The 21,806-nt window shown below is 40.3% G+C and carries 16 protein-coding genes and 4 pseudogenes; 8 read left to right on the top strand and 12 right to left on the bottom strand.

What is annotated here, in order from left to right; translation table 11 throughout:
* The first annotated feature begins 271 nt into the window (after positions 1 to 271).
* Positions 272 to 1,444, top strand: a complete 1,173-nt coding sequence (gene mdh, locus NI469_RS09275; RefSeq protein WP_004281959.1) for an iron-dependent methanol dehydrogenase — start codon at positions 272 to 274, stop codon at positions 1,442 to 1,444.
* A gap of 514 nt (positions 1,445 to 1,958) precedes the next feature.
* Here the strand turns inward: mdh and NI469_RS09270 are convergent.
* Positions 1,959 to 3,140, bottom strand: a complete 1,182-nt coding sequence (locus NI469_RS09270) for a helix-turn-helix domain-containing protein (protein WP_180038944.1) — start codon at positions 3,138 to 3,140, stop codon at positions 1,959 to 1,961.
* A gap of 201 nt (positions 3,141 to 3,341) precedes the next feature.
* Between NI469_RS09270 and exaC the strand changes: the two genes are divergently transcribed.
* A complete protein-coding gene (exaC, locus tag NI469_RS09265) occupies positions 3,342 to 4,853 on the top strand; it encodes an acetaldehyde dehydrogenase ExaC (protein WP_180038945.1) in 1,512 nt (503 codons plus the stop codon).
* 177 nt (positions 4,854 to 5,030) lie between these two features.
* Here exaC and pnuC read toward each other — a convergent pair whose 3' ends face one another.
* The 4 genes from pnuC to NI469_RS09245 all read right to left on the bottom strand — a co-directional run bounded on the left by pnuC (position 5,031) and on the right by NI469_RS09245 (position 10,274).
* Positions 5,031 to 5,600, bottom strand: coding sequence for a nicotinamide riboside transporter PnuC (gene pnuC / locus NI469_RS09260; protein ID WP_004281962.1), 570 nt, complete (start codon positions 5,598 to 5,600; stop codon positions 5,031 to 5,033).
* A 28-nt stretch (positions 5,601 to 5,628) separates the two neighbouring features.
* Complete coding sequence (locus NI469_RS09255) at positions 5,629 to 7,797, bottom strand: TonB-dependent siderophore receptor (RefSeq protein ID WP_180038946.1); 2,169 nt, start codon at positions 7,795 to 7,797, stop codon at positions 5,629 to 5,631.
* 40 nt (positions 7,798 to 7,837) lie between these two features.
* Positions 7,838 to 9,043, bottom strand: a complete 1,206-nt coding sequence (locus tag NI469_RS09250; protein WP_253174948.1) for a phosphotransferase enzyme family protein — start codon at positions 9,041 to 9,043, stop codon at positions 7,838 to 7,840.
* A 1,042-nt stretch (positions 9,044 to 10,085) separates the two neighbouring features.
* Entirely contained in the window at positions 10,086 to 10,274 is a 189-nt protein-coding gene (locus NI469_RS09245) for a hypothetical protein (RefSeq protein ID WP_167367475.1), read from the bottom strand.
* 217 nt (positions 10,275 to 10,491) lie between these two features.
* On the opposite strand from NI469_RS09245, the gene NI469_RS09240 reads away from it, so the two are divergent.
* Complete coding sequence (locus NI469_RS09240) at positions 10,492 to 10,665, top strand: hypothetical protein (protein WP_004281965.1); 174 nt, start codon at positions 10,492 to 10,494, stop codon at positions 10,663 to 10,665.
* 19 nt (positions 10,666 to 10,684) lie between these two features.
* Here NI469_RS09240 and NI469_RS15925 read toward each other — a convergent pair.
* Positions 10,685 to 11,270: pseudogene (locus tag NI469_RS15925) on the bottom strand (IS4 family transposase); the annotation flags it as partial.
* On the opposite strand from NI469_RS15925, the gene NI469_RS09235 reads away from it, so the two are divergent.
* Positions 11,241 to 11,453, top strand: coding sequence for a hypothetical protein (locus NI469_RS09235; protein ID WP_004281968.1), 213 nt, complete (start codon positions 11,241 to 11,243; stop codon positions 11,451 to 11,453). The pseudogene NI469_RS15925 and the gene NI469_RS09235 overlap by 30 nt on opposite strands.
* Positions 11,454 to 11,679: 226 nt before the next feature.
* Here the strand turns inward: NI469_RS09235 and NI469_RS09230 are convergent, their stop codons facing one another.
* Positions 11,680 to 12,369 (bottom strand): GntR family transcriptional regulator, encoded by a 690-nt coding sequence (locus NI469_RS09230; RefSeq protein WP_253174946.1) that lies wholly within the window; start codon positions 12,367 to 12,369, stop codon positions 11,680 to 11,682.
* An 892-nt stretch (positions 12,370 to 13,261) separates the two neighbouring features.
* Here NI469_RS09230 and NI469_RS09225 point away from each other — a divergent pair.
* Positions 13,262 to 13,976 (top strand): annotated as a pseudogene (locus NI469_RS09225) (IS5 family transposase).
* A gap of 49 nt (positions 13,977 to 14,025) precedes the next feature.
* On the opposite strand, the gene NI469_RS09220 reads toward NI469_RS09225, so the two are convergent.
* Together NI469_RS09220 and NI469_RS09215 are read right to left on the bottom strand one after the other, a co-directional pair.
* Positions 14,026 to 14,937, bottom strand: coding sequence for a ParB/RepB/Spo0J family partition protein (locus NI469_RS09220; protein WP_180038948.1), 912 nt, complete (start codon positions 14,935 to 14,937; stop codon positions 14,026 to 14,028).
* Between the two features lie 13 nt (positions 14,938 to 14,950).
* On the bottom strand, positions 14,951 to 15,724 hold the full coding sequence (locus tag NI469_RS09215) for a ParA family protein (protein WP_004647772.1): 774 nt from the start codon (positions 15,722 to 15,724) through the stop codon (positions 14,951 to 14,953).
* 856 nt (positions 15,725 to 16,580) lie between these two features.
* Here NI469_RS09215 and NI469_RS09210 point away from each other — a divergent pair.
* Together NI469_RS09210 and NI469_RS09205 are read left to right on the top strand one after the other, a co-directional pair.
* Positions 16,581 to 17,753 (top strand): replication initiation protein, encoded by a 1,173-nt coding sequence (locus tag NI469_RS09210; RefSeq protein ID WP_180038949.1) that lies wholly within the window; start codon positions 16,581 to 16,583, stop codon positions 17,751 to 17,753.
* A gap of 272 nt (positions 17,754 to 18,025) precedes the next feature.
* Positions 18,026 to 18,175: pseudogene (locus tag NI469_RS09205) on the top strand (transposase); the annotation flags it as partial.
* A 65-nt stretch (positions 18,176 to 18,240) separates the two neighbouring features.
* Here the strand turns inward: NI469_RS09205 and NI469_RS09200 are convergent.
* Positions 18,241 to 19,376: pseudogene (locus NI469_RS09200) on the bottom strand (IS3 family transposase).
* 301 nt (positions 19,377 to 19,677) lie between these two features.
* Here NI469_RS09200 and NI469_RS09195 point away from each other — a divergent pair.
* Complete coding sequence (locus NI469_RS09195) at positions 19,678 to 19,929, top strand: TIGR03643 family protein (RefSeq protein ID WP_373683236.1); 252 nt, start codon at positions 19,678 to 19,680, stop codon at positions 19,927 to 19,929.
* Here the strand turns inward: NI469_RS09195 and NI469_RS09190 are convergent.
* On the bottom strand, positions 19,926 to 20,078 hold the full coding sequence (locus NI469_RS09190) for a DUF2256 domain-containing protein (protein ID WP_180038950.1): 153 nt from the start codon (positions 20,076 to 20,078) through the stop codon (positions 19,926 to 19,928). The genes NI469_RS09195 and NI469_RS09190 overlap by 4 nt on opposite strands.
* A gap of 3 nt (positions 20,079 to 20,081) precedes the next feature.
* Positions 20,082 to 21,605, bottom strand: a complete 1,524-nt coding sequence (locus tag NI469_RS09185) for a cryptochrome/photolyase family protein (RefSeq protein WP_253174945.1) — start codon at positions 21,603 to 21,605, stop codon at positions 20,082 to 20,084.
* Between the last annotated feature and the right edge of the window lie 201 nt (positions 21,606 to 21,806).

The raw sequence follows: 21,806 nt of genomic DNA, 5'->3' as shown, positions 1-21,806 counted from the left end.
TCATCCGCAGATTATGCACGAATGCTAAGAAATCCGGAGTGCAAATATTAACCAAAAAGAAGATCGTTTTTTGATTTATGAAAGAGATCTAGTATCTGCTAAACCTTGCCAATCTGCTTTTAAATACCTCAAATGCATTATTTTGGCTAGAATCAAAAATTTAAATTGGTAGGTATTTGGTAGGTAGGATTCTTTTTAACTTCATTCAATACTCATATTACGGTGAGGGTCACCGATAAAATAATCAATGAATGGTAGAAGGAATAACACCATGGCTTTTAAAAATATTTCAGATCAAACTAACGGTTTTTATATTCCCTGTGTTTCACTTTTTGGTCCGGGCTGTGCTAAAGAAATCGGGATCAAAGCACAAAATTTAGGCGCCAAGAAAGCACTGATTGTAACTGATGCTGGCCTGTTTAAATTTGGTGTTGCAGATGATATTGCAGATTATTTGAAAGAGGCAGGTGTTGACAGTTATATTTTCCCAGGTGCGGAACCCAATCCAACTGATATTAACGTGCATCATGGAGTTGAAGCTTATAATGAAAATGCCTGTGATTTTATTGTATCGTTAGGTGGGGGCTCATCACATGACTGTGCCAAAGGCATCGGTCTGGTCACTGCAGGTGGCGGACATATCCGTGATTATGAAGGGATTGATAAAAGTACCGTTCCGATGACACCACTGATTGCAATCAATACCACGGCAGGGACGGCTTCGGAGATGACACGTTTCTGTATCATTACCAATACCGATACCCATGTGAAAATGGCGATTGTAGATTGGCGTTGCACACCACTTATTGCAATTGATGACCCTAAACTGATGTTGGCCAAACCTGCCGGCCTGACTGCGGCAACAGGGATGGATGCTCTGACACATGCGGTTGAGGCCTATGTATCTACGGCTGCTAATCCCATCACTGATGCCTGTGCAGAAAAGGCGATCACCATGATCAGTGAATGGCTCAGTCCCGCAGTGGCGAATGGGGATAATCTAGAAGCACGGGATGCCATGAGCTATGCTCAATATCTTGCCGGAATGGCCTTTAATAACGCCTCTTTAGGATATGTGCATGCGATGGCACATCAGCTCGGAGGCTTCTACAACTTGCCGCATGGTGTTTGTAATGCAATTCTGCTCCCCCATGTTTGTGAATTTAACCTGATTGCTTGTCCTGAACGTTATGCCAAAATTGCCCAATTGATGGGGGTGAATACAGAAGGCTTAACCGTAACTGAAGCAGCTTATGAAGCGATTGGCGCCATTCGTCAGCTTTCGGCTTCAATTGGTATTCCATCTGGGCTGACGGAATTGAATGTAAAAGAAGCTGACTTGGCCATCATGGCGGAAAATGCACAAAAAGATGCCTGCATGCTGACCAATCCACGTAAAGCCAGCCATGCCCAAGTGGTAGATATTTTTAAAGCGGCGATGTAGTGCCTCAATGTAAGTCTTCTCTCCAAGCATCTGACTTACATTTTTAACAGCCCCTGTTTCACTTCCTGAGGAAGTGTGCCAAGAGCAGACATGCATTTTCCTGTTCCTGGCTGATCCTTTTGCCTTCATAAGAGGATAAAAGCGGGGGGTGTTTCTTTTTTATGAAGTCCCCTTCATTATGAATATCGACATTAATCCCATGGTAGAAAAATGCCACGATTTTTTTAGCCCGTCCCAGCCAGAAAAAATTTCCCGTCGTATGATCTTAATATCATATTTAATCTCTGAGGAATAAACTGCGCGTCCTTCAAATGACATGAAGGTGAGCGTAGCTGATTTTGATGAAGAGCATCCCATCAAGCGGCTGGTCAAACTGGGTAGCCACTGATAAAAATTTTAGGATCAGGTTCAGTCTAAATTAATAAGCAAACCCACAGTAAGCAAGGATAATACTTAATATTCCAGAATTTTCCTATTTTAACTGTTTAGCTTTGTACCGATAGTTACATCAGCTTTAAAGATTTTTATATTTTAACAGAGTCTGATGAACGGGATGGTTTTTGGGCATCAGTTCAATCAGGCGTTCTACAGCATCAATCGCTTCAGGAAAATGTGCCACATGTTTCAGCAAGACATCGGTTTCATTAGCCTTGAAAATGGCATCGCTCAGGCGTGATTCCAGACAATCTCTCCAGGCACATAGAAATGGACTTTCTGTTTTGGCCAGAAATACGCCGGTACATAACTTCAAGGCTGAATCGATATACCCAGCATCTAAAGATTGCTCTGTCATTAAAAAATCAGCCTCTACATGCGCCAATAAACGATAGGGTCTGGACCCCAGCATACCACCTAATACATCGCGTAACTGTGACATTTCTGCTTTTAAAGTACCCATACTGACCTTGCGCTCGCCATATAAGGCTTGATGCAAGGTATCTAGACTCAGACCCTGCGGACATAAGGCTAGAATGGTCAGAATTTCAATCTGTCGAGGAGTCAGAACCAGCATCTTGCCATTAAACAGCACTTGAGGTAATGAAAAAGCCCGAATAAACAGGCGCTGCTTCTGGCATTCTAGTAGAGCCGACTGGATAATCGTAGCACAGCGCTCCGCAGCTAGTAGTGCTAAACTGTTATGCTTTGGCCAGGTAGTCGACAGATCAATGACACCTAAGACCTGTTTTGAATAGGGATCAATAATCGGGGCAGCGTAACAAACCCAATCATGAATGGAGGACATGTAATGTTCACTGGAAAAGACACAGCTGGATTGTTGAGTTTTTAAGGATAATGCCAATGCATTGGTTCCGACTAGCTCTTCGCGCCATTGCCCACCTTCAATAAAATGTACACTTTCTGCGGCACTTTGCATTTGTGGGCTAGAAGCTGCCCAAATGATGGTGCTGCCGATATCTCCGACCGCCAGCACCATAGAAGATTGCTCGGCAATATGTTTTAAATCCTGAGCACAATGTTGCAGGGCTTGGGCTAAAGTTGAGGAAGAAGTGGTCTTTTTTAAATCCGTCAGCGGTGCTGCTAAACGATTCTTCGGGATTTCAGCCGAGGATGAACGTTGCCAGGAGCTGGCAATACTCTGTCCCAGCTGTTCTGCATGTAAGGGAGACAAACTGCTGTTTTGCCGAAGCTGATCAGTATTGTGCCTTTTTTCCATCAAATCTTGTTTTGTCATCATTCCTTATTCTCACAACAATTCATGATTTACATCCGCTGTAATCGTTATTTTTTTAAAATGGATGAAAATATCGTGAACATGCTAGCTCCAACCTTTTTCCAACCTTATACCAGTTATATTAATCAAATAAGGTGCAGAAGTACCTTATACCAAAGCTGTAGAAGCGGTTTTGCCATACGAAAATAAGCAAAGGAAATAAATATGCGTTACGTCGATCCTAATCAACCTGATTCAAAAGTTCATTTTAAAGCACAATACGAGAATTTTATTGGCGGCGAATGGGTCGCTCCGGTCAAAGGTGAATACTTTGACAACATCTCTCCGGTAGATGGCAAAGTCTTTACCAAGGTTCCGCGTTCTTCTGTAGAAGACATTGAATTGGCCCTGGATGCAGCGCACAAAGCCAAAGAACAATGGAACAGAGCATCGCCGACCACCCGCTCCAATATTCTGTTGAAAATTGCCGATCGCTTAGAACAAAATCTGGAACTGCTGGCAGTAGCAGAAACCTGGGATAACGGCAAACCGATCCGTGAAACGCTGGCTGCCGATATTCCGCTGGCTATTGACCATTTCCGTTATTTTGCCGGCTGTATTCGTGCGCAGGAAGGCGGCATTTCCGAAATTGATGAAGATACGATTGCTTATCATTTTCATGAGTCGTTGGGCGTCGTGGGTCAGATTATCCCGTGGAACTTTCCGATTCTGATGGCTGCCTGGAAACTGGCACCTGCCCTAGCTGCGGGCAACTGCATTGTGTTGAAACCTGCAGAACAGACTCCGGTCAGCATTCTGGTGCTGGCTGAACTGATTCAGGATATTTTGCCACCGGGTGTCCTGAATATCGTCAATGGTTATGGGGTTGAAGTCGGTCGCCCGCTAGCCACCAACCCACGCATTGCCAAGATTGCCTTTACCGGTTCTACCGCCGTCGGTCAGATGATCATGCAATATGCCACCGAAAATATTATTCCGGTGACGCTGGAACTGGGGGGTAAATCACCGAATCTGTTCTTTGCCGACATCATGGATCAGGAAGACGATTATCTGGACAAAGCGCTGGAAGGTTTTGCCATGTTTGCCCTGAACCAGGGTGAAATCTGCACCTGTCCATCGCGTGCGCTGATCCAGGAAAGTATTGCTGACGAATTTCTAGCGCGTGCCGTTGAACGGGTGAAACGGATTAAAACCGGGCATCCGCTGGATACTGACACCATGATTGGCGCGCAAGCATCACAGGAACAGCAGGACAAGATTCTGGGCTGTATTGCCACTGGTCGTGAAGAAGGCGCACAGATCCTGACTGGTGGTGAAGCACGTCAGGAAGTGGGTCAAGGTTTCTATATTGAACCGACCATCTTTAAAGGCACCAATGACATGAAGACCTTCCAGGATGAAATCTTCGGGCCTGTATTGGCTGTGACCACCTTTAAAGACTTTGATGATGCGATCAAGATCGCCAACGATACGATTTACGGACTCGGTGCCGGGGTCTGGTCACGCTCAGCGCATACTTCCTACCGTGCTGGCCGTGCCATTCAGGCCGGTCGGGTCTGGACCAACTGTTATCACATCTACCCTGCGCATGCGGCTTTCGGTGGCTATAAAAAATCCGGCATTGGTCGTGAGAATCACAGAATGATGCTGGATCATTATCAACAAACCAAAAATCTGTTAGTGAGCTATTCGACCAAACCAGCCGGGTTCTTTTAAGAAGTGAAATACATTCAAAGCGAACTTCGGTTCGCTTTGAATGTATGGTAGCTAGCTTTCACAAAATATCAGCAACATCTTCAAGCTGCGGCCAATTCAAATAAAGTTTTTAGTCTATAAACACTTTTTTTAAAGGAAAGAGCATCACCTCAAATTTCTATTTGCAATAGTGTCATTTCAAGATAATTTCACTCTATAAAGATTTCGCCACATTCTCCAGCCATTGAGTGCCAGAAGAATAAAAATAAAATAAAGCACGGCGGTTAAATACAATGACTTATAGCTATACATGCCGACATAAATCACATCTAACACACACCATAATCCCCAGCTTTCAATATATTTTTTTGCCGCCCAATAACTTGCCACCAAGCTAAAAGAAGCCAACATGGAATCCAACCAAGGGAGTGATGCTGTGGTGAAATGAGCAAATAAGGCGCCAATCACCAGACCGGCGACAATACCCACAATCAGGCTATATACCCAGATTTTTTTATTCAAATAGCCAATCTGCACGGTGATAGCCTGGTCATGATTTTTCTTCGACCAGCTATACCAGCCATACAGTTGCATCAAGATAAATACGGCTTGTAATGCTGCGTCTGCAAATAAATTGACACGATAAAAAATAATCATATATAAAAATACAGCGACAATATTCACCAACCAGCAGACTTTATATTGTTTGGAGGTCAGCCAGACACCTAAAACGTTTAAAATGAACGCTGCAATTTCTATATTTTCCATAGCAATATAACCTGATTAAGCAGCCAATTTAGAAGTTCAGATTGAATGACAAGGTTGCTGTACGCGGCGAACCCAAGAATAAATAATCATCACCCAAAAATTCACCTGCATCACGCCAGTATTTCTTGTTGAACAGATTATAAATATTCAAGCGCAGCAATGCATCGGTCGTATTTAGCTTAAATTGATAAGCAGCGCCTAAATCAACCACACTATAACCTGCAACTTTCGCAGCACCCTCTTTGTTGGCATATTTGCTGGAACTGTATTGACCACCTGCCAGAACAGTGAAACCTGCAATGCTCGGTACGTTATAGCGAAGATGTGTTGCGAAACGAGCTTTTGGCACGTTTTGCGCCTGATGATTACCATATTCAACCGCTTCCACATTTTCTAAACGGGCTTTGGTCAAGGCTAAAGATGAAGTTAAGGCCAGATGGTCGGTTAATGCACCATTCAGTCCTAATTCCAGGCCCTGACTATGCTGTTCGCCTTCCGCAATAAAATAGCGAAGTCCTGAAATCGGCTTGCTATATTGATTGTCCTGACGTAAATCAAAAACGGCTGCAGTCAACAGGAAATCATGGATCTGTTGTTTGAAACCAATTTCATATTGCTCTGAATAGATCGGTGCTAGAGTTTCAGCCGCATTCTCTGCAAACCAAGGCGCTGTTTTTCCATCTGACAGGCCTTTAGCATACGAGGCATAGACGGTAGTCGATTCCAAGGGGCTATAGCTGATCGCAAATTGCGGTAAAAATTTGCCTAAATCAGTATCGCGGACTTTTACCCGATCTGCATCATATGCTTGTTCATCAAGCTCGATCCATTTTCCGCCAATCAAAGTGGTCCAATGTTCATTCCATTCAATACGGTCTAATGCTGTAAATGCAGTTTGTTTACTTTTAAGTGCTTGATATTTTGGTCCAGCATTCGCTGTTACTGGGGAAAAATCTATGGTTTCTGTATAAATATTACCTACACCAATCCATTCATTGACACCAGCAAAACGATCTCGCGATTTATTGGTTTGTGTAATATCAAAATTTAGATAATGTTGCGCCCAATTGGTATCAATCACCCCATCTAGTTTGACTTTAAATTGGTTGGTTTTAAAGGTTTCATCTGGATTACGAAAATCATAAATATCGTAATGACCATTCGCATCAAAGGTGTTGCCCAAGCCACTATATTCACATAACGTGGCATAACATCCCCAAGCAAATGTCGAATAATCATCAACCTTGGATTTACTGTGGGCTGCGACGAGTCCCAAGTTCCAGTCATCATTCAATGCATAGCTATATTTTAAACTGCTATTCAGACTATCGATCGTGACCGGTTTGCCCCAAGTCTGATAACCCAGCAATCGGTCCCATTTCACATTTTCTGGGACTTTACCATCCAGTAATTGATAACCTGGCACTGATTTTTGTTCGGAACGCTGTGCTTCAAGATCAAATTCTAATTTGGATTGCTCAGATGTTTTCCAATCTAAGGTCAATGCCGCTAGATAGCGTTCACCATCGACATGATCGACATAAGACTCCATCTGTTCATTCACCAGATTGATGCGATATCCGAATTGTTGCTCATCACCCCAAAAACCACCGAGATCAGTTGCCACTGAAAACTGGCCGTGTTGATCGGCCGAGAATGTCAGTGCCTGAATATCTTTCGGTCGCTTGGTGACATAATTCACAACCCCACCCGGGGTCGACATCCCACTTTGAATCGCGGACATGCCTTTTAAAATTTCCACACGTTCTTTATTTTCAAGTGCGACGTTTTGTTCACCACGAATCACATTGCCATTAATGAGGTAGCTAGATGCCAAATCCAGTGCAAAGCCACGCGAGACAAAGTTTGGATAATAGCCAATTGCAGCATAGCCCTCACCGATGGCTGCATCATTTTTTATAACATCGCTCAGCACACGAGCATGTTGTTCAGCAATGAGATCAGCAGTCAAAATAGAGACCGATGCAGGTATTTTTTGCAGACTGTCCGTAGCAAATCCCTCAACATTCACTTTAGCACTCGAGTAAGGAATGCTTTGATCGGCTGTGATAACAATCGTGTCAAGCTTTTGAACATCGTCTTCAGCATAAGTCAGCGGGACTAAACACAGCTGCGACAGAATGATCATATTTAAAGATCGGATTAATACATTCTGTTTGAGTTGACGAGTGTTCATACGAAACCTTATGTCTGTGAAGTGGGTGATGATGCTGGGTTTAGAGAGAGCATTGAGAAGATTGCAATTCATCTTGAATGAGCCGGGTTAAGGTCTGGGTAAATTGTTGACCTTGTTCGCCAAAGAACCAGTCCACATGACCGATAATCCAGTCGTAATAAGCCGCATCTGCATGTTGCTGGTTTTGAGTAATCCCAACAAAATATTCAAGCTCTGAAAAAGCGAAATCCAAATGCACGATTTTTAGTAGCTCTGGCAAAACACTAAAATCTTCTTGTGGATGTGCTTCGGAAAAATAAGCGTGTAGAAAGGCGGTTAAACCGGCCTCATCAATCTGAATATGTGGGTTCTGCTCTAATTTCAACCAATCAATGAAATTACGTTCAATCGTCACTGCCAGATCATAAAGTGCCGAGTTTCGGTCAGATAAACCAAAATCAATCACGGCAGTAATCTCAGCTTTGGCATCTGGCGATGACCAAAACAGATTAGAAGCGTGTAAATCGTTATGGGTCCAAATTCTGCTTGCCTGTTGCAATACAGGCTGAATACGCTGGTGAACCTGTAAGATTTGATCTAAAAAGTAAGGATCCAAATTTTTATCGGCAAAATAACGGCTTAATTCTGGACTGTTTGCAATGCGCCGTTGAATGGCTGTAACGATATTTTCACTGTCTAAAAGTTGCTGATTGGAAACCAAATAAGATGCTGATCTGCCTTGCTGCTCAGGAAAATCCTGCATCGCCAGATGTAGTCTGGCCAGTAAAGCCCCTGCCTTGGCGGCATGTTCAGCATAGAAAAAAGGTTTCCAGGATTGCTGATCTGCATACAGATCTAAACCGGCTGCTTTTGCATAGACTTCATAGGTCCAGTCACCCAGCTCTAAAGCAGTCAGATCTTGATTTGACCTAATCAATGCTGCAACAGGAATTTCTTTGCTGGCTAAATGCTGAAGAACGGCATGCTCCTGTAAAATATCGTGGGCACGACGAAATGAACAATGACTGCGCTTGATCAAATACTGATGCGCGACAGCTTCATCCCTGCTCACAAAATCCTGCTCCACCTTGACCAGCGCCGCAGATGAAAATGGCCGGGGACTACACCACAAAATCTGAATATGACCTTGTAAACAGGAATAATGCTGCTGCAGACTTTGTAATTCTGGATCAGAAATATGTGCCCAGTCTTTATTTTCCCAGGCATTGCCCATACCATGACCTAAATCATCAGTCATTTTGGTCATTATCAATATTCCTGAGCCAGGTCATTATGTAATAATGGAAAATCATTGTTTAGGCGAACATGCAAACAGTATTTTTAAATACATTTAATATTGAAGACACGCCCTAAAATTAAGTGGTACATACCGGTATTAAATTGGAGGCAAGTTTAGCCTTATAAATATAAAAATAAAATAGATCTCTCGCATAAATCAAAAAATGATCTTCTTTTTGGTTAATATTCGAACTCCAGATTTCTTAGCATTCGCGCATAATCTGCGGATGAAATACATCAATTCAAACAAGCTTTCTGATCCTCAGTTCAAGCTATAACATAGTTTTGAAATGCACCGTAATTCATTTTCATGACTTCACTAAGTAGTTCTTTAAATCCATGTTCCTCAGCAGCAAATTCTACCAGTGATTCATTGTTCAGATCAGTAACACATGCCATGGTCGAAATGACCTGTACACTATGAGCTTTGAATTCGCCCAGGTATATTTTGTTGAATTACGTTTTTTTTATTAAGATATTTAAGGGAAAATTCTTACGGAAAAAATGTTTTTTATCACTGAACCATATACAAGTAGCTAAATTATCCTGCAATTTTTCAACCATCATTGGATGACTACCGTAAACTAGGTAAACAATATCACCAATATAGATATTATTCATCTTTAGTCAGCCAAGTATAAGATCAAAATTCTGAAACTTCTGATAAATAAATTAATGCCATCAATTGAGGACTTTTTTTAAACTGAGAAAGCGTTTATAAAGTCCAATTAAGTCCTTGTCCCATTTCATAAATAATGAGTATTAATGCAATTACCATTAGTAAAATCACAATGGCTTCGACCTTAGTGAGCATCTTAAATTCTCCACCTTTTATCTTTTATATAATAAACAAAGTGAACAATAAATAACAATAAGGTTACAAAAAAATTACTAGATGTTACAAAAACAGGGCTGGTAAATAAAAATCTCTCAGAGGAGGTGCTAATTCTTTTCAAACTTAACCTTATGTACTGGGCGATGTCCTGTATAAGACTCATGACATACTGCGATTAATCAACACCCCCTTCTTCTTCTAAACTTAATAAGAAAGTATGGACACCCTGCATGTCATTTAACTCAATATTATTGCCGATCCATTTCATCGTAGTTGGTTTCATATTGTTTATGTCTTCTTGGATTTTATTGTAGGGGGGATTACCGCAGTTGACCATTGCTATGCTCTTTTTATAATTTGCCATTAAATTATCTTCCCTATAAAAGATTTTCAAGAAAATCGGTCTGTATTTGGCCAGTCAACGCTACAAAAAAACTCATCCGATAAGTATTCTTACATAAACCCGAGGTTCTATAACTTGGATCCTGAATATCTTACATATGCAGACATAGCTCATACATCGGAATTTAAACTTACCCTCTACACTGAAATTAAGTTTTAGAAACGCAGAGGAAATTCAGATGGAAAAGTATTCAAAGATTCTAATCCTGAGCTTATTTGGATTTACTGGAACAGTAGCTATTGCAGATGAATCCATCCCAATAGAAGCAACTGCCGCCGCCGAAGCGCAACAGGTTGCTTTAGATTATGGAAATGAGAAAGACAAAAAATCTGAATCATCTGAAAGCCCTTAATTAAAGTGATGCCGGTCAGTTAAGAAATTGACTGGCATTTTCTTGGGTATTTCCGTGGTGTTCCTTTCACAACTCGTGGGCAACTCCTCACTCCCCTCTCAGGCAAAACATATCTCTTAGATTTTTCCAGTAAACTTTCTAAATGTTTAGGTAAATTACCTGCGGAGTCTAAAGAGTCGAATCTTAATATATTCAGAATGCCAATAGATGCAATATGAAAGCTGATTCTCAAAGGACTGACTTTTGCACGTTGAGCCATATGTTTCATTTGTCTTCTTAGAATATTGTAGGCAATAAAGCCCCCCATAATTATTGACAAACTAAATCAGGTTGCTTGTTCCTCAAATGCTTGCCCTCCTGTAAATCACTTTTGATTTCTGGGTAACGCATTTCTATTTCCCAGTGCTGAGCATAAAGCTTCGCCAAGCCTATCAGTGGCTATGTCTTTGGGTTCATTAATAAAGTGATATAACGTCTAATTTTCCCTTCCTGCTCAACTTCAATCAAACGCACTTCCCAATACCCCCTAATGTTGGATTAAGTTTCTTGGCATTTGCTGATATTGGCATCCTGATATGAAAGTCATGCTGAGAATTACGCTTGATTTAGAATTGTTCAAACACAATTTAAACCAGATCCCTTCAGGAACCTTTGTTCTTACAGATAGAGGTTATCAAAGGATTTATACTTTGTATCCCAATACCCTGTTGCCATTAGAGGCCAAAAGCCGCTGTAAACTGGATCCTGAACTAAAAATCTATAATCAGGAAATCAATAAAGAAGAATAGAAATTAAGTATGTATTTGGCAGTCTAAAAACTTTCAAAATGCTTTCAGAACGTTATCGCAATAGAGCTAAAAGCCCCCCCTTTTGAGATTCAATCTAGTTGCTGGAATTTATAATTTGCAACTGAGTAAGAATGATTTATGAAGGAGGTCTAATCTAAGAAAATAAAAAAAATCCTAAAACCATTTAACTTCTTAGGATTTGAATGGGCAGGATATAAATATAAGCTTATGCTTGAATATCTAAGGTCATTTCAATTTTGTCCTGTGACCAGATTTCGATGTCATATTCAATCACTAGATCATCTGATTTTGAAATACGTTCAATATAGGTGGCGGTTTGACTTAAAGGAATACCTAAGTGCTGGCTCTCAAAATGAGACACACCGGTAATTTTAATTTTTAACTGACTACTCGTGTAATTATAATGAAAGTGATTTTTAATGACATCTTGTACCGAAGTAATCACATCATAATTCAGCACATCTGGAAACAGCGCAACAGGTAAATAATTATATTCTAGAAGTAAAGGTACATCATCAGCATAACGTAAACGGATAATTTCAATAAAGCCCAATTTACGATTTTCTTCGCTAAAAAGATTACTGTGATCCAATCGCTCCAGCTGTCGGGTCGAGATCAGTTCAGTTCTGGCATTAAAACCCTGTGCCTTCATATAAGAACGAAAATTTTCAATTGAGTTTGGATAATATTGAATTTTTTTATTACTCACGAACCAGCCGAGATTTTGCCGTTTGAAAATTTTATCTTCGGCACGAAGCTGTTCATAGGCCTTACGCACTGTTTCCCTTGAACAGTCAAACTTTAATGCCAAGTACCGTTCGGATGGAATTATTTGATTAGAACTGTAATTTTTCAATTCAGCCTCAATCAAATCTCTGATTTCCATATACTTCATTCAGTGAATCCAGTGAGTGCTCATAAGTGATAAAGATAATACTAAATTAAAGAACAGAGGAAAATTGAAAACAAGGTACAGATCAGTAAAAAGATGCATTCCCTTGTTTTAATGAGAATGTTTAGCAGCATGATTGATACGTGATTCTGAGAGAATATCGTTGTCCACTCATAATGTTCTCATTTATGCAAAAAGAATAGACTAAATTTGTCTAGGAGAGTGGTGACAGTCTAATCTAATTAAAAGGCATCTACAAAATCGGCGGCTATTCGTAATAGTCGACTGAGAAAATCACGTACCTTGATTCTAGACATTATTGTCCACCTCTACTAACACATTTCCTGACACAGTCCCTATCTATACATTTGAATGCCTTTGACTATTAAAGATTATCTTTAATAAAATGAGCTTTATAGGGCAATATACTAAGATCTCCAGACTGTTGAATCCGGCAAGCGCACTGAGTGCGGTTCCGTAACGTGACACTGGGTAACGTCTTGGACTGCTGTATGTAGACAAAAATGAAAGCTGCGGTTTAAAGCTGGCGTCCTTCAAAATTTATCTCATTTTATAACTTATGTCTGGATTTTCAGGTAATTATATCGCACCAAAAAAAACATCTATTCACTAACGATCACTTAGGCTATTCATTATAAAAAAACAACCATACATCATTGATATATGTCCATTTATTTATAATTTTTTCATGGACATAAGTTAATTAGTTAATTTTTTAGGTCCCATATATCATCTAAGCGGAATCAATTAAAACCTGTTATAAATCAGTGTAACATTGAAATTTATAGAAATAATATTTAAAACCGTTTTTTATTTTGAATTAACGTGTCATCAATTAGCTTGAGAAAATCTTACCGGTCCTCATAATTTTTTCATGACTAAACGCTATGCATTAAAAGATGATCAGTGGGAACAGATTAAAGATCTGTTACATGGACGAATGGGTACTGTTGGAGTAACGGCCAAAGATAACCGACTATTTGTTGAAGCGGTATCGTTCAGGTATCCCGTGGCGAGACTTAATCGAGCGCTTTGGTGATTTTAGAGTAGTGCATACTCGTTTTAGTCTTTGGGCTAAAACGAGTATGTGGCAGAGAGTCTTTGAAGTGCTGTCACATGACCTTGACAATGAATATGTCATGTTAGACTCCACCCCATTGTACGTGCTTACTAACACAGCGCTGGGGGGAAATCAGGCGACTAGGCGCAGTAAAGGGGGCTTAAGCACCAAAATTCATGCCCGTACTGATGCTTTAGGCAACCCGACAGGATTTTATCTCACGGATGGGCAGGTCCATGACTTAAACGGTTCAGATGTGTTGCTGGACTTATCGTTGAGCCAGACCTGATTTATGGATAAAGCCTACAACTCTAGGGATCGGGTCATTGATCCAATTTTAGAGGCGAAGGGTCAAGTTGTGATGCCAGCGAAAAGTAATTCTATTGATCAGCGTGATTATGATTGACATATCTACAAGGCAAGACATCTGATCGAGAATTTTTTTGCCAAGCTCAAACAATATCGTGCTATTGCCATACGCTATGATAAATTGGCTCAAAACTTCTTATCAGCGATCTTTATGGCTTAATTGATAACACGCCCTAATTTGAGATTGTCAAAAAAAGTGTAGCAACTTGCTACACTTTTTCACTTTTCTTAATAAGCTGTTTTAAAAAATCTTCTAGTTGTAAGAGACTAGCTTCGTCAATTTCCGAGATATTCAGAGAAACCTTAAGCTGTTTTTGATTGAGTTTGATATTCCCCGCAATCTTACCTGCATATTCAATTTTTCTAACCACAGATGTTGTGGTCAGTTTTTCTGGATCCTGACTCAATATTTTTTCAGCATAGGCAGTAACTTTACTTTGCTCTAGTTTTTTGTCTTTTACTTTTTCCCAAGCCCCTAGTAAAGCCTTTTCGGCCTCAGAAAGTTGCTCTATATGATCCGACAGAAATTTTTTGAATGCAGTTGCAGCAGTACGACCTAGTAGGCCTGGTTCCACATCAAGGTCATTTAAAATTACTTGAGGCAGTTTTTCGTATGCTAAATACTTGTACATATCTTCGCGATTTAAACCCAGTGAATTGGCTAAACGTTGCTTGTTTTTCTTTAACTTCTCATCAAGTGAGTTCAGGCCAATAAAAATTTCATAATCTGTCAGGTCCTGACGCTTTAAATTCTCTGCTAAGGTTAACAAAGATGCTTCTACATTATTCGCATCAATGATAATCGCTTCAATCACAGACTTGCCGAGTAAATGGTGCGCCCGTAAGCGCCGCTCGCCTGCAATGAGTTCATATTTCAGATTATCAAGTTTACGCACTGTAATGGGCTGCAACAGACCGACTTCATTAATGGAATCCGCCAGTTCTTTTAATTGTGACTCTTCAAATAATTTACGCGGCTGGTTTGGACTGCGGCTAATATCCTCAATAGGAACATTACGTCTAAACTCTTTCAGCTCTCTAATATTGTCTTTCTGTGCTTGCTGATGTTTTTCTGTATTCTGTTTCAGTTTCTGAGCTAAAAGCTCTTTGGTGCTTGCCATAATACTCTCAGGTTTAAACTTTAGCTACAATTTCATTGGCAAGGCTTTCAAAAGCCTTACGTACTTTTGAATTTTTTTCTACATTCAAAAGTGATTGTTGCAGAATCGCTGCTTGATTAACTTTAGTACTTTGAGGAATGGTGGTCTCTAAAAGTTTTCCTACCTGTTTTAAGGCTTCATTCCGAATCAGCTTACAGACATTCTGACGTTCATCATGCTTAATTAGTAAAGCGCCTAAAAGCTCTAAATCTGGATTAATACGTTTGATCTTTTCAAGATGATTTAAAAGATCTGTTACCCCATACAATCCATATTGTGATCCGGATTCGATAGGAATAATGACATGTGTTGAAGATGCCAGGGCATTGCTGGTTAATAATTTAAGACTAGGTGGACAGTCGATCAATATAAAATCATAAAGATCTTTTAACAGTTCTAACTTGATATTTAACTCTTCAGAAGGACGGGGAGCTTCTTCTTTTAGTTGGTCTTCAGTTTTTCCTAAATTCAAGGAACCATAAATTAATGATACTTTTTCAAAGTTCGTTTCTTCTTGTAATGCATCTGCCAACAAAGAAATATCGCCCACTAGTAATTCTGCTGTAGTCACAACAATTTCGCTTGGATGTTGGATCCCAATGTGTAAACTTGCGTTTGCTTGAGGATCTAAATCAATGACTAAAACCTTGTTGCCCAGATTGGCAAGTTCTGAGGCTAGGTGCACAACAGTCGTTGTTTTGCCACATCCGCCTTTATGATTAGCAACAGTAATAATTTTTGCAGACATGCGTGTCAGATGCTTCCGTATTTGAATGTTTAGTAATATAAATAACTTTCACTCATCTTACTATAGTTTTAAAATTTATAAATCCTATTTGTTCAGATGTAAAACAGCTTAAAAATAAATCTTTAACTAAGCTAGCTTAATTAATAATTAGAATAATTAGTTATTTAGCTAATTAATAATTAAGAGTGTATTTTTGTTTTATAAAACAAATGCTTAGAGTTTTAAAGGTGGAAGGTTTGTCACTCTAAAGTGGAAGGTCTGTCACTCTAAAGTGGAAGGTCTGTCACTCTAAAGTGGAAGGTCTGTCACTCTAAAGTGGAAGGTTTGTCACTCTAAAGTGGAAGGTCTGTCACTAGGGTGGAAGGTTTGTCACTGCTATTTTTTAAACCGCTATTTTTATTTAAAAATAATTTAAAAAACAATTATTTAATATGTTAATAAAGTCTCATAACTAAGCCTTAAAGGTGGAATGATTGTCACTGTATATTTTTAACCTGTGGATAATCTGTTTTTATTGGATATTTCCTGATGATTATATGTGCAGTTATACCTTTCGAATCTAACTGAAAGGTGGAAGCCTTGTCACATCAGGGTTTCTATTTAATTTAACCTATCTGAATGTGGGTGAAAAAATAAAAATAGTCATTCTAAACTGTAATTTCGGGGGCTAAAGGTGGAAGGTATGTCACTGTAGGGTGGAAATATTGTATTTAATTCCACTTTAAAGGCAAAAAACCGGATAATAACGCTTTTTTTTGATGACGGACCTTCCACTTTTAGAATCTTGTGGTGAAAGTCTTGAAAGTTTTTCCACTTTTGTATATAAAAACTAAGTCAAATTATAAATATCACGGTTATGACAGAATCTGAACCATTGCAAGAAGAAACGAATTATATTCCCTACTGTATAGGCAACATTCGCCATAATGGCGTTGTCAGTACCAGTAACCGATTAATTCGCCCAATCGAGTTGTCATCCAATGAATATAAGGCACTTCTATATGCAATGGCGGTTGCGAATTATAGTGAGAAAAATAAGGTAAATAGTGAAATTACCGAACAAACTTATATTTATTTGTATAAGGATGATTTGGCAGATTTACTAGGATTAAATAAACGTAATTCAATTAATGTTGCAATAGATCGGATCTATAAAGAGCTTTCATCCCGAGTAGCTCATTTTATTATTGAGGAGCCTGCTGATAATGGTAAGAGAAAGACTAAAAAAGTACATTCTGTCGTTCCCATTATCCGTGAGTTAAGATGGGAAGATGACTCTAAAAATGCAATTCAGATTCGTTTTACCAGTGAGGTGTTGCCGTATTTCACTCAACTGGCTGGGGGTAATTTTACTACCTATCAGCTAAAACATCTTTTTGCCCTAGATTCTGTTGCCAGTATGAGTCTTTATACTTATTTCATTAAAAACGAATTTAAGTACGCCAATCAAAAGAGTTATGAAGTGCCATTACTTTTAGAAAACTTGAAAGCACTGATTGATATTAATGAAACCAAATATGATCGCTGGGTAGATTTTAGACGCTATGTATTAGACAAAATAGTGGCAGAAATTAACGAAAATACAGATCTACAATTAGAGTATGAAACCGTTAAGAAAGGCCGTCCAATTGTAGGTGTGAATTTTAAACTGCATCATCGGATTGCTGATAAGGCACTGGATGAAATTGCAGTGATCGAAAAAATCTATCTTGATGTTCCATTTGAAGACAATGCATCCGTAAAAGAATTAGGGGCTAAATTCGATACGAATGTACGTTCTTGGTATATTTTTAATAATGATGAAAATTATCAGCAGTTCAAGAAGTGGTTTAAAAAAGTAGGATGCCTCACTGACTCTCAAGCAAATATTGTCATTAATGACACTTTATTCCAAATGGATTTTGCTGAAATTGGTATGGGGCTGAATGACTTTAAACGAAATATGAAGCATAAACTTAAAAACAATCCGGAATTCGTTCAAAGTATTCGTGAAAGACTGAATGATATTTTTGGTAAAGAGCTGATCTAGCGAAAAGTGTAGCAACTTGCTACACTTTTTTAGATATATGTTCGTAAAGAATACAAGTGGTAAGGACCCTAGGATAAAAACGACTCTGTTGCATAAAGGCTTTAGAGATAGATCTTCCCTAAGTTATACAAATTCAAGTGACAACTTGGGTATGAGGTCTGCCTAATTTCTTAAATCTATTCAAAACGTAAGCGTTCGCTGAACACACCTTATGAACTCATCCTATAAGCCTTAATTTAGTCCCTACTTAAAAACAAGTGGGGACTAAATTTATGACTACAAATAACCAGACATCCATCACATCTCTTGAGAAAAAACGAAGAACATGCAGTGCTGAATTTAAACAGCAGATCGTTCAGGCTTGTAAAGCACCGGACGTTTCAATTGCTTCAGTCGCTTTGCAACATGGATTGAATACAAATTAATGTGGTTCCGTTAATTAGACCACTCAATTTAGTTTTATAAGTGATAAATCCGCTCTAAATATTTAAATTATGCTGCCATTACATTTTAGTAAATGTTGATCATAAAATTCATTTGGTGTTGCCTTATTCAAACTTGAATGAGGACGTATCATGTTATAAAAATCCAAATATTCAGCAATTGATTGTTTCGCTTGTTTAACCGTATCGTAAGCCTTCAAATAGACTTCCCCATGCTTCACGCTACGCCATAACCGCTCAATCATCACATTATCTATCCACCGTCCTTTCCCATCCATACTGATACAGATATTTCGCAATTTTAACTCATTCAAAAATGCCTCGCTTGTGAATTGACTGCCTTGGTCTGTATTAAACACCTCTGGACAACCATATTTCGCAATTGCTTCTTGCAACGCATCTATGCAAAAGTCTGTTTCCATACTGATCGATACACGATGAGCCAGTACTTTATGACTATGCCAATCTATAATTGCACACAGATAGACAAAGCCTTTAGCCATAGGAATGTACGTGATATCTGTACACCAGACTTGATTAGAGTGATCTATGAGCATGTTTTTCAACAGATATGGGAAAATACGGTGTGCAAGATTAGGCTTACTGGTATTGGGTTTGGGATACAAGGCATGTATTCCCGTCAAGCGCATTAAACGTCGGACTTTACGCCGACCTATTTGATGTCCTTGACGCTGTAGCATATCTCGTATCATTCGACTGCCCATAAATGGGTAGTCGAGATGAATTTCATCGATCAGACGCATCCAACTCAAATCAGTTGATGAAATCTCTTTGGGCTTGTAATACAACGTACTGCGATTGATTTGAATAAATTGCGATTGTTGTAGTACCGAAAGTTGATGGGTCTTATCGATCATTTTTTGCCGCTCAGCTGCCCTATTTTTCTGAGTGCACCTTCTAAAAGATTAATTTGCAATGCCTGATGTCATATCTTGGCATGTAGAGCTTTGAGGTCAATCTCAGGTTCTTGTTGTGCTGTTGGTCGTGAAAAATACTGATTGATTGCTCAAGCAGTTGATTTTCCCAATCAATTATTTGGTTTTGATGTAAATCGAATTGAGTAGAAAGTTCAGCGAGTGTGTGGTCGCCTTTTAATTGCTGCGAGAGCAACTTTAACTTTAAAATCTGCTGAATGATTACGACGTTTTCTTCGTGTCATGGTTGACTCCAAAAACAAGCATTTCCCATGCTTATTGGGGAGTAGATTATCACTTATAGGCATGGTCTAAAATCCTAGACCCACATCACAGGTATTTGGACCACAGGCTGAGCTCGAAGGCCCGATAGGACAGCAACAACATACAATCCACGTAAAAAATCACAAAATCTTCATCTTCGTTTTATTAAGATGAGTATGGTCAACTTGATCTGACCCAGATACAGAGAGATAGCGTTAAATTTTATCGCTCAATTTTTATTTTAAAAATGAAAGTAAGCAGAGGTATGTGGTGCGTAAAGTAATTGAATATGCGGGAGCAGATCTGTCAAGGATCATTGAAATGGCCTGGGAAGATCGCACCCCATTTGAAGCCATCCAGCGTGAGTTTGGCTTAAATGAAACTGCAGTGATTCGCTTGATGCGGAAAAATATGAAAGCATCGAGTTTTAAAATGTGGCGTGAACGAGTCACCGGCCGAAAAACTAAACATCTGCAACTGCGTTCACCCGATGTGATACGGGCCTATTGTTCACGGCAATACAAGCGTTTCTAAGCGTTTGATTTTGACCGCCGTCTAGACTCACGTTTACATCGTTCAGAACAGTATCTGACTTCCTCCCAGCAGCGTTGCCATTTCTTGCGCCAAGTAAAAGGGCGCAAGCAGTGAATACAGGTTTTTTCAGGGAGATGCTGTTTTTTCATGGTTTATAACTCATCGATCTGGCTGAGAAGCTGTTGGGCATGGCTGATGATCTGCGGCCGATCTTGAAGTTTATCTAGCTGGCGATAGATCATGCCCATACGTGGATGATTACGGAATGTCGCTTCATACCGGATCATGAAATACCAGTACAGGCTATTGAATGGACAGCTGTCCGGCTCGGTGCGGGTTTTGACACTGTAGCTACAGTGCTTGCAGTAATCCGACATCTTATGGATGTAATTGCCCGAAGCGGCATAAGGCTTGCTAGCCATCAAGCCGCCATCGGCATGCATCACCATGCCCAACGTATTCGGCAATTCTACCCATGCATAGGCATCGGCATACACCGCCAAGTACCATTCACTGATCTGATGGGGATCAACACCGCTCAATAAGGCAAAATTGCCAGTCACCATCAGACGCTGGATATGATGTGCATAGGCATGCTGAAAGGTATTGCGGAAACACTGCGTCATACAGTTCATCCGTGTACGGCCGGTCCAGTAAAATTGCGGCAGCGGTGCTGAGTGCTGCAGCACGTTGCGGCTGGCGTATTCGGGCATGTTCAGCCAGTAAATCCCGCGGACATATTCGCGCCAGCCCAGAATCTGCCGAATAAACCCTTCCACGGTATTCAGTGGCGCATGACCAGCATGGTAAGCCGCTTCTGCGGCATCACAGACTTCTCGGGGCAGCAATAGGCCGCAGTTCAGATAAGGCGAGAGCAGGCTGTGAAACAGCGTGTCTGCACCCTGAACCATGGCATCCTGATAATCGCCAAAGTGCGGCAAACTGTGGTCAATAAAATGCTGCAGCGCGCGCAGCGCATCATTGCGCGTGGTGGCCCAGCGGAAGTTGTCAAGGCTGCCAGCGTGAAGCGGAAACTCGCGCTCAACCATTTGCATTACATCCAGATCAATCTGATCGCGTTCAAAATGAAGTGTTGGAGGCAATGGTGGAGTGCCTGACCATGCCTTGCGATTGGCGCTGTCATAGTTCCACTGTTGTCCAAGCGGCTGCTGTCTCTGCATCAAATAACCGGTCTGTTTACGCATTTCCCGGTAAAAATATTCCATGCGCAATGTCTGGTAGCGGCTGGCCCAGTGCCGGAACTGCTCCGGGCTACAGAAAAAACGATCGTCATCCAGACACTGTACCGGCAGTTGCAGCTGCTGGCTCCAGTGCTTTTCAATCTGCTGCTGCAGGCGGTATTCCCCGCATCGGGTCATTACCAATTCTGTGACGGGGAACAGCAGTTGCTGTGCCTGTACGAAATCCAGCAGGCTACGAATCGGACTGCCGTACTGAAAAGCATGGTAACGTACACGCCAGCCTTCCGCTTTGAGCTCTTTGGCAAAATGCCGCATTGCGCTAAAAATCAGGGCAATTTTCTGCGGATGATGGGCGACATAAGTCGCTTCCTCAACCACTTCGGCCATCAGGATCACATCCCGGGTACGGTTCAGCGCTTTAAGCGTAGCGAGCTGATGATGAAGCTGGTCACCTAAAATTAAACCGAAACGCATAGCCCTTCCAGACCCGATCAAAGATAGTCTAGTGTAAAGCCAGACAGTTCAATTTTTTGTGAAAACACAGATCAGTCCGCATGTTCAGTAAATTCAACCCGACCAGATGATCTGCTGACATTGCACATGAATCATGATTGCTACAATAACAGAGTGTTCATCTCTATAATGCTACATCCAGTTGATGAAATTCGCTTCGCA

Origin of the sequence: Acinetobacter lwoffii (genome assembly GCF_024129735.1) — a bacterium.
GTDB lineage: Bacteria > Pseudomonadota > Gammaproteobacteria > Pseudomonadales > Moraxellaceae > Acinetobacter > Acinetobacter lwoffii_H.
The sequence above is the reverse complement of the archived record's forward strand: the minus strand, read 5'-3'. Positions and strand labels throughout refer to the sequence as shown.

Excerpts from the sequence above, each read along its gene's own strand:
- mdh (WP_004281959.1), top strand. The coding sequence starts at position 272 with ATGGCTTTTAAAAATATTTCAGATCAAACTAACGGTTTTTATATTCCC.
- NI469_RS09210 (WP_180038949.1), top strand. The coding sequence starts at position 16,581 with ATGACAGAATCTGAACCATTGCAAGAAGAAACGAATTATATTCCCTAC.
- NI469_RS09220 (WP_180038948.1), bottom strand. The coding sequence starts at position 14,937 with ATGGCAAGCACCAAAGAGCTTTTAGCTCAGAAACTGAAACAGAATACA.
- exaC (WP_180038945.1), top strand. The coding sequence starts at position 3,342 with ATGCGTTACGTCGATCCTAATCAACCTGATTCAAAAGTTCATTTTAAA.
- NI469_RS09230 (WP_253174946.1), bottom strand. The coding sequence starts at position 12,369 with ATGAAGTATATGGAAATCAGAGATTTGATTGAGGCTGAATTGAAAAAT.
- NI469_RS09245 (WP_167367475.1), bottom strand. The coding sequence starts at position 10,274 with ATGGCAAATTATAAAAAGAGCATAGCAATGGTCAACTGCGGTAATCCC.
- NI469_RS09185 (WP_253174945.1), bottom strand. The coding sequence starts at position 21,605 with ATGCGTTTCGGTTTAATTTTAGGTGACCAGCTTCATCATCAGCTCGCT.
- NI469_RS09215 (WP_004647772.1), bottom strand. The coding sequence starts at position 15,724 with ATGTCTGCAAAAATTATTACTGTTGCTAATCATAAAGGCGGATGTGGC.
- NI469_RS09190 (WP_180038950.1), bottom strand. The coding sequence starts at position 20,078 with ATGAAAAAACAGCATCTCCCTGAAAAAACCTGTATTCACTGCTTGCGC.
- NI469_RS09255 (WP_180038946.1), bottom strand. The coding sequence starts at position 7,797 with ATGAACACTCGTCAACTCAAACAGAATGTATTAATCCGATCTTTAAAT.
- pnuC (WP_004281962.1), bottom strand. The coding sequence starts at position 5,600 with ATGGAAAATATAGAAATTGCAGCGTTCATTTTAAACGTTTTAGGTGTC.
- NI469_RS09250 (WP_253174948.1), bottom strand. The coding sequence starts at position 9,043 with ATGACCAAAATGACTGATGATTTAGGTCATGGTATGGGCAATGCCTGG.
- NI469_RS09270 (WP_180038944.1), bottom strand. The coding sequence starts at position 3,140 with ATGATGACAAAACAAGATTTGATGGAAAAAAGGCACAATACTGATCAG.
- NI469_RS09235 (WP_004281968.1), top strand. The coding sequence starts at position 11,241 with ATGAAAGTCATGCTGAGAATTACGCTTGATTTAGAATTGTTCAAACAC.
- NI469_RS09240 (WP_004281965.1), top strand. The coding sequence starts at position 10,492 with ATGGAAAAGTATTCAAAGATTCTAATCCTGAGCTTATTTGGATTTACT.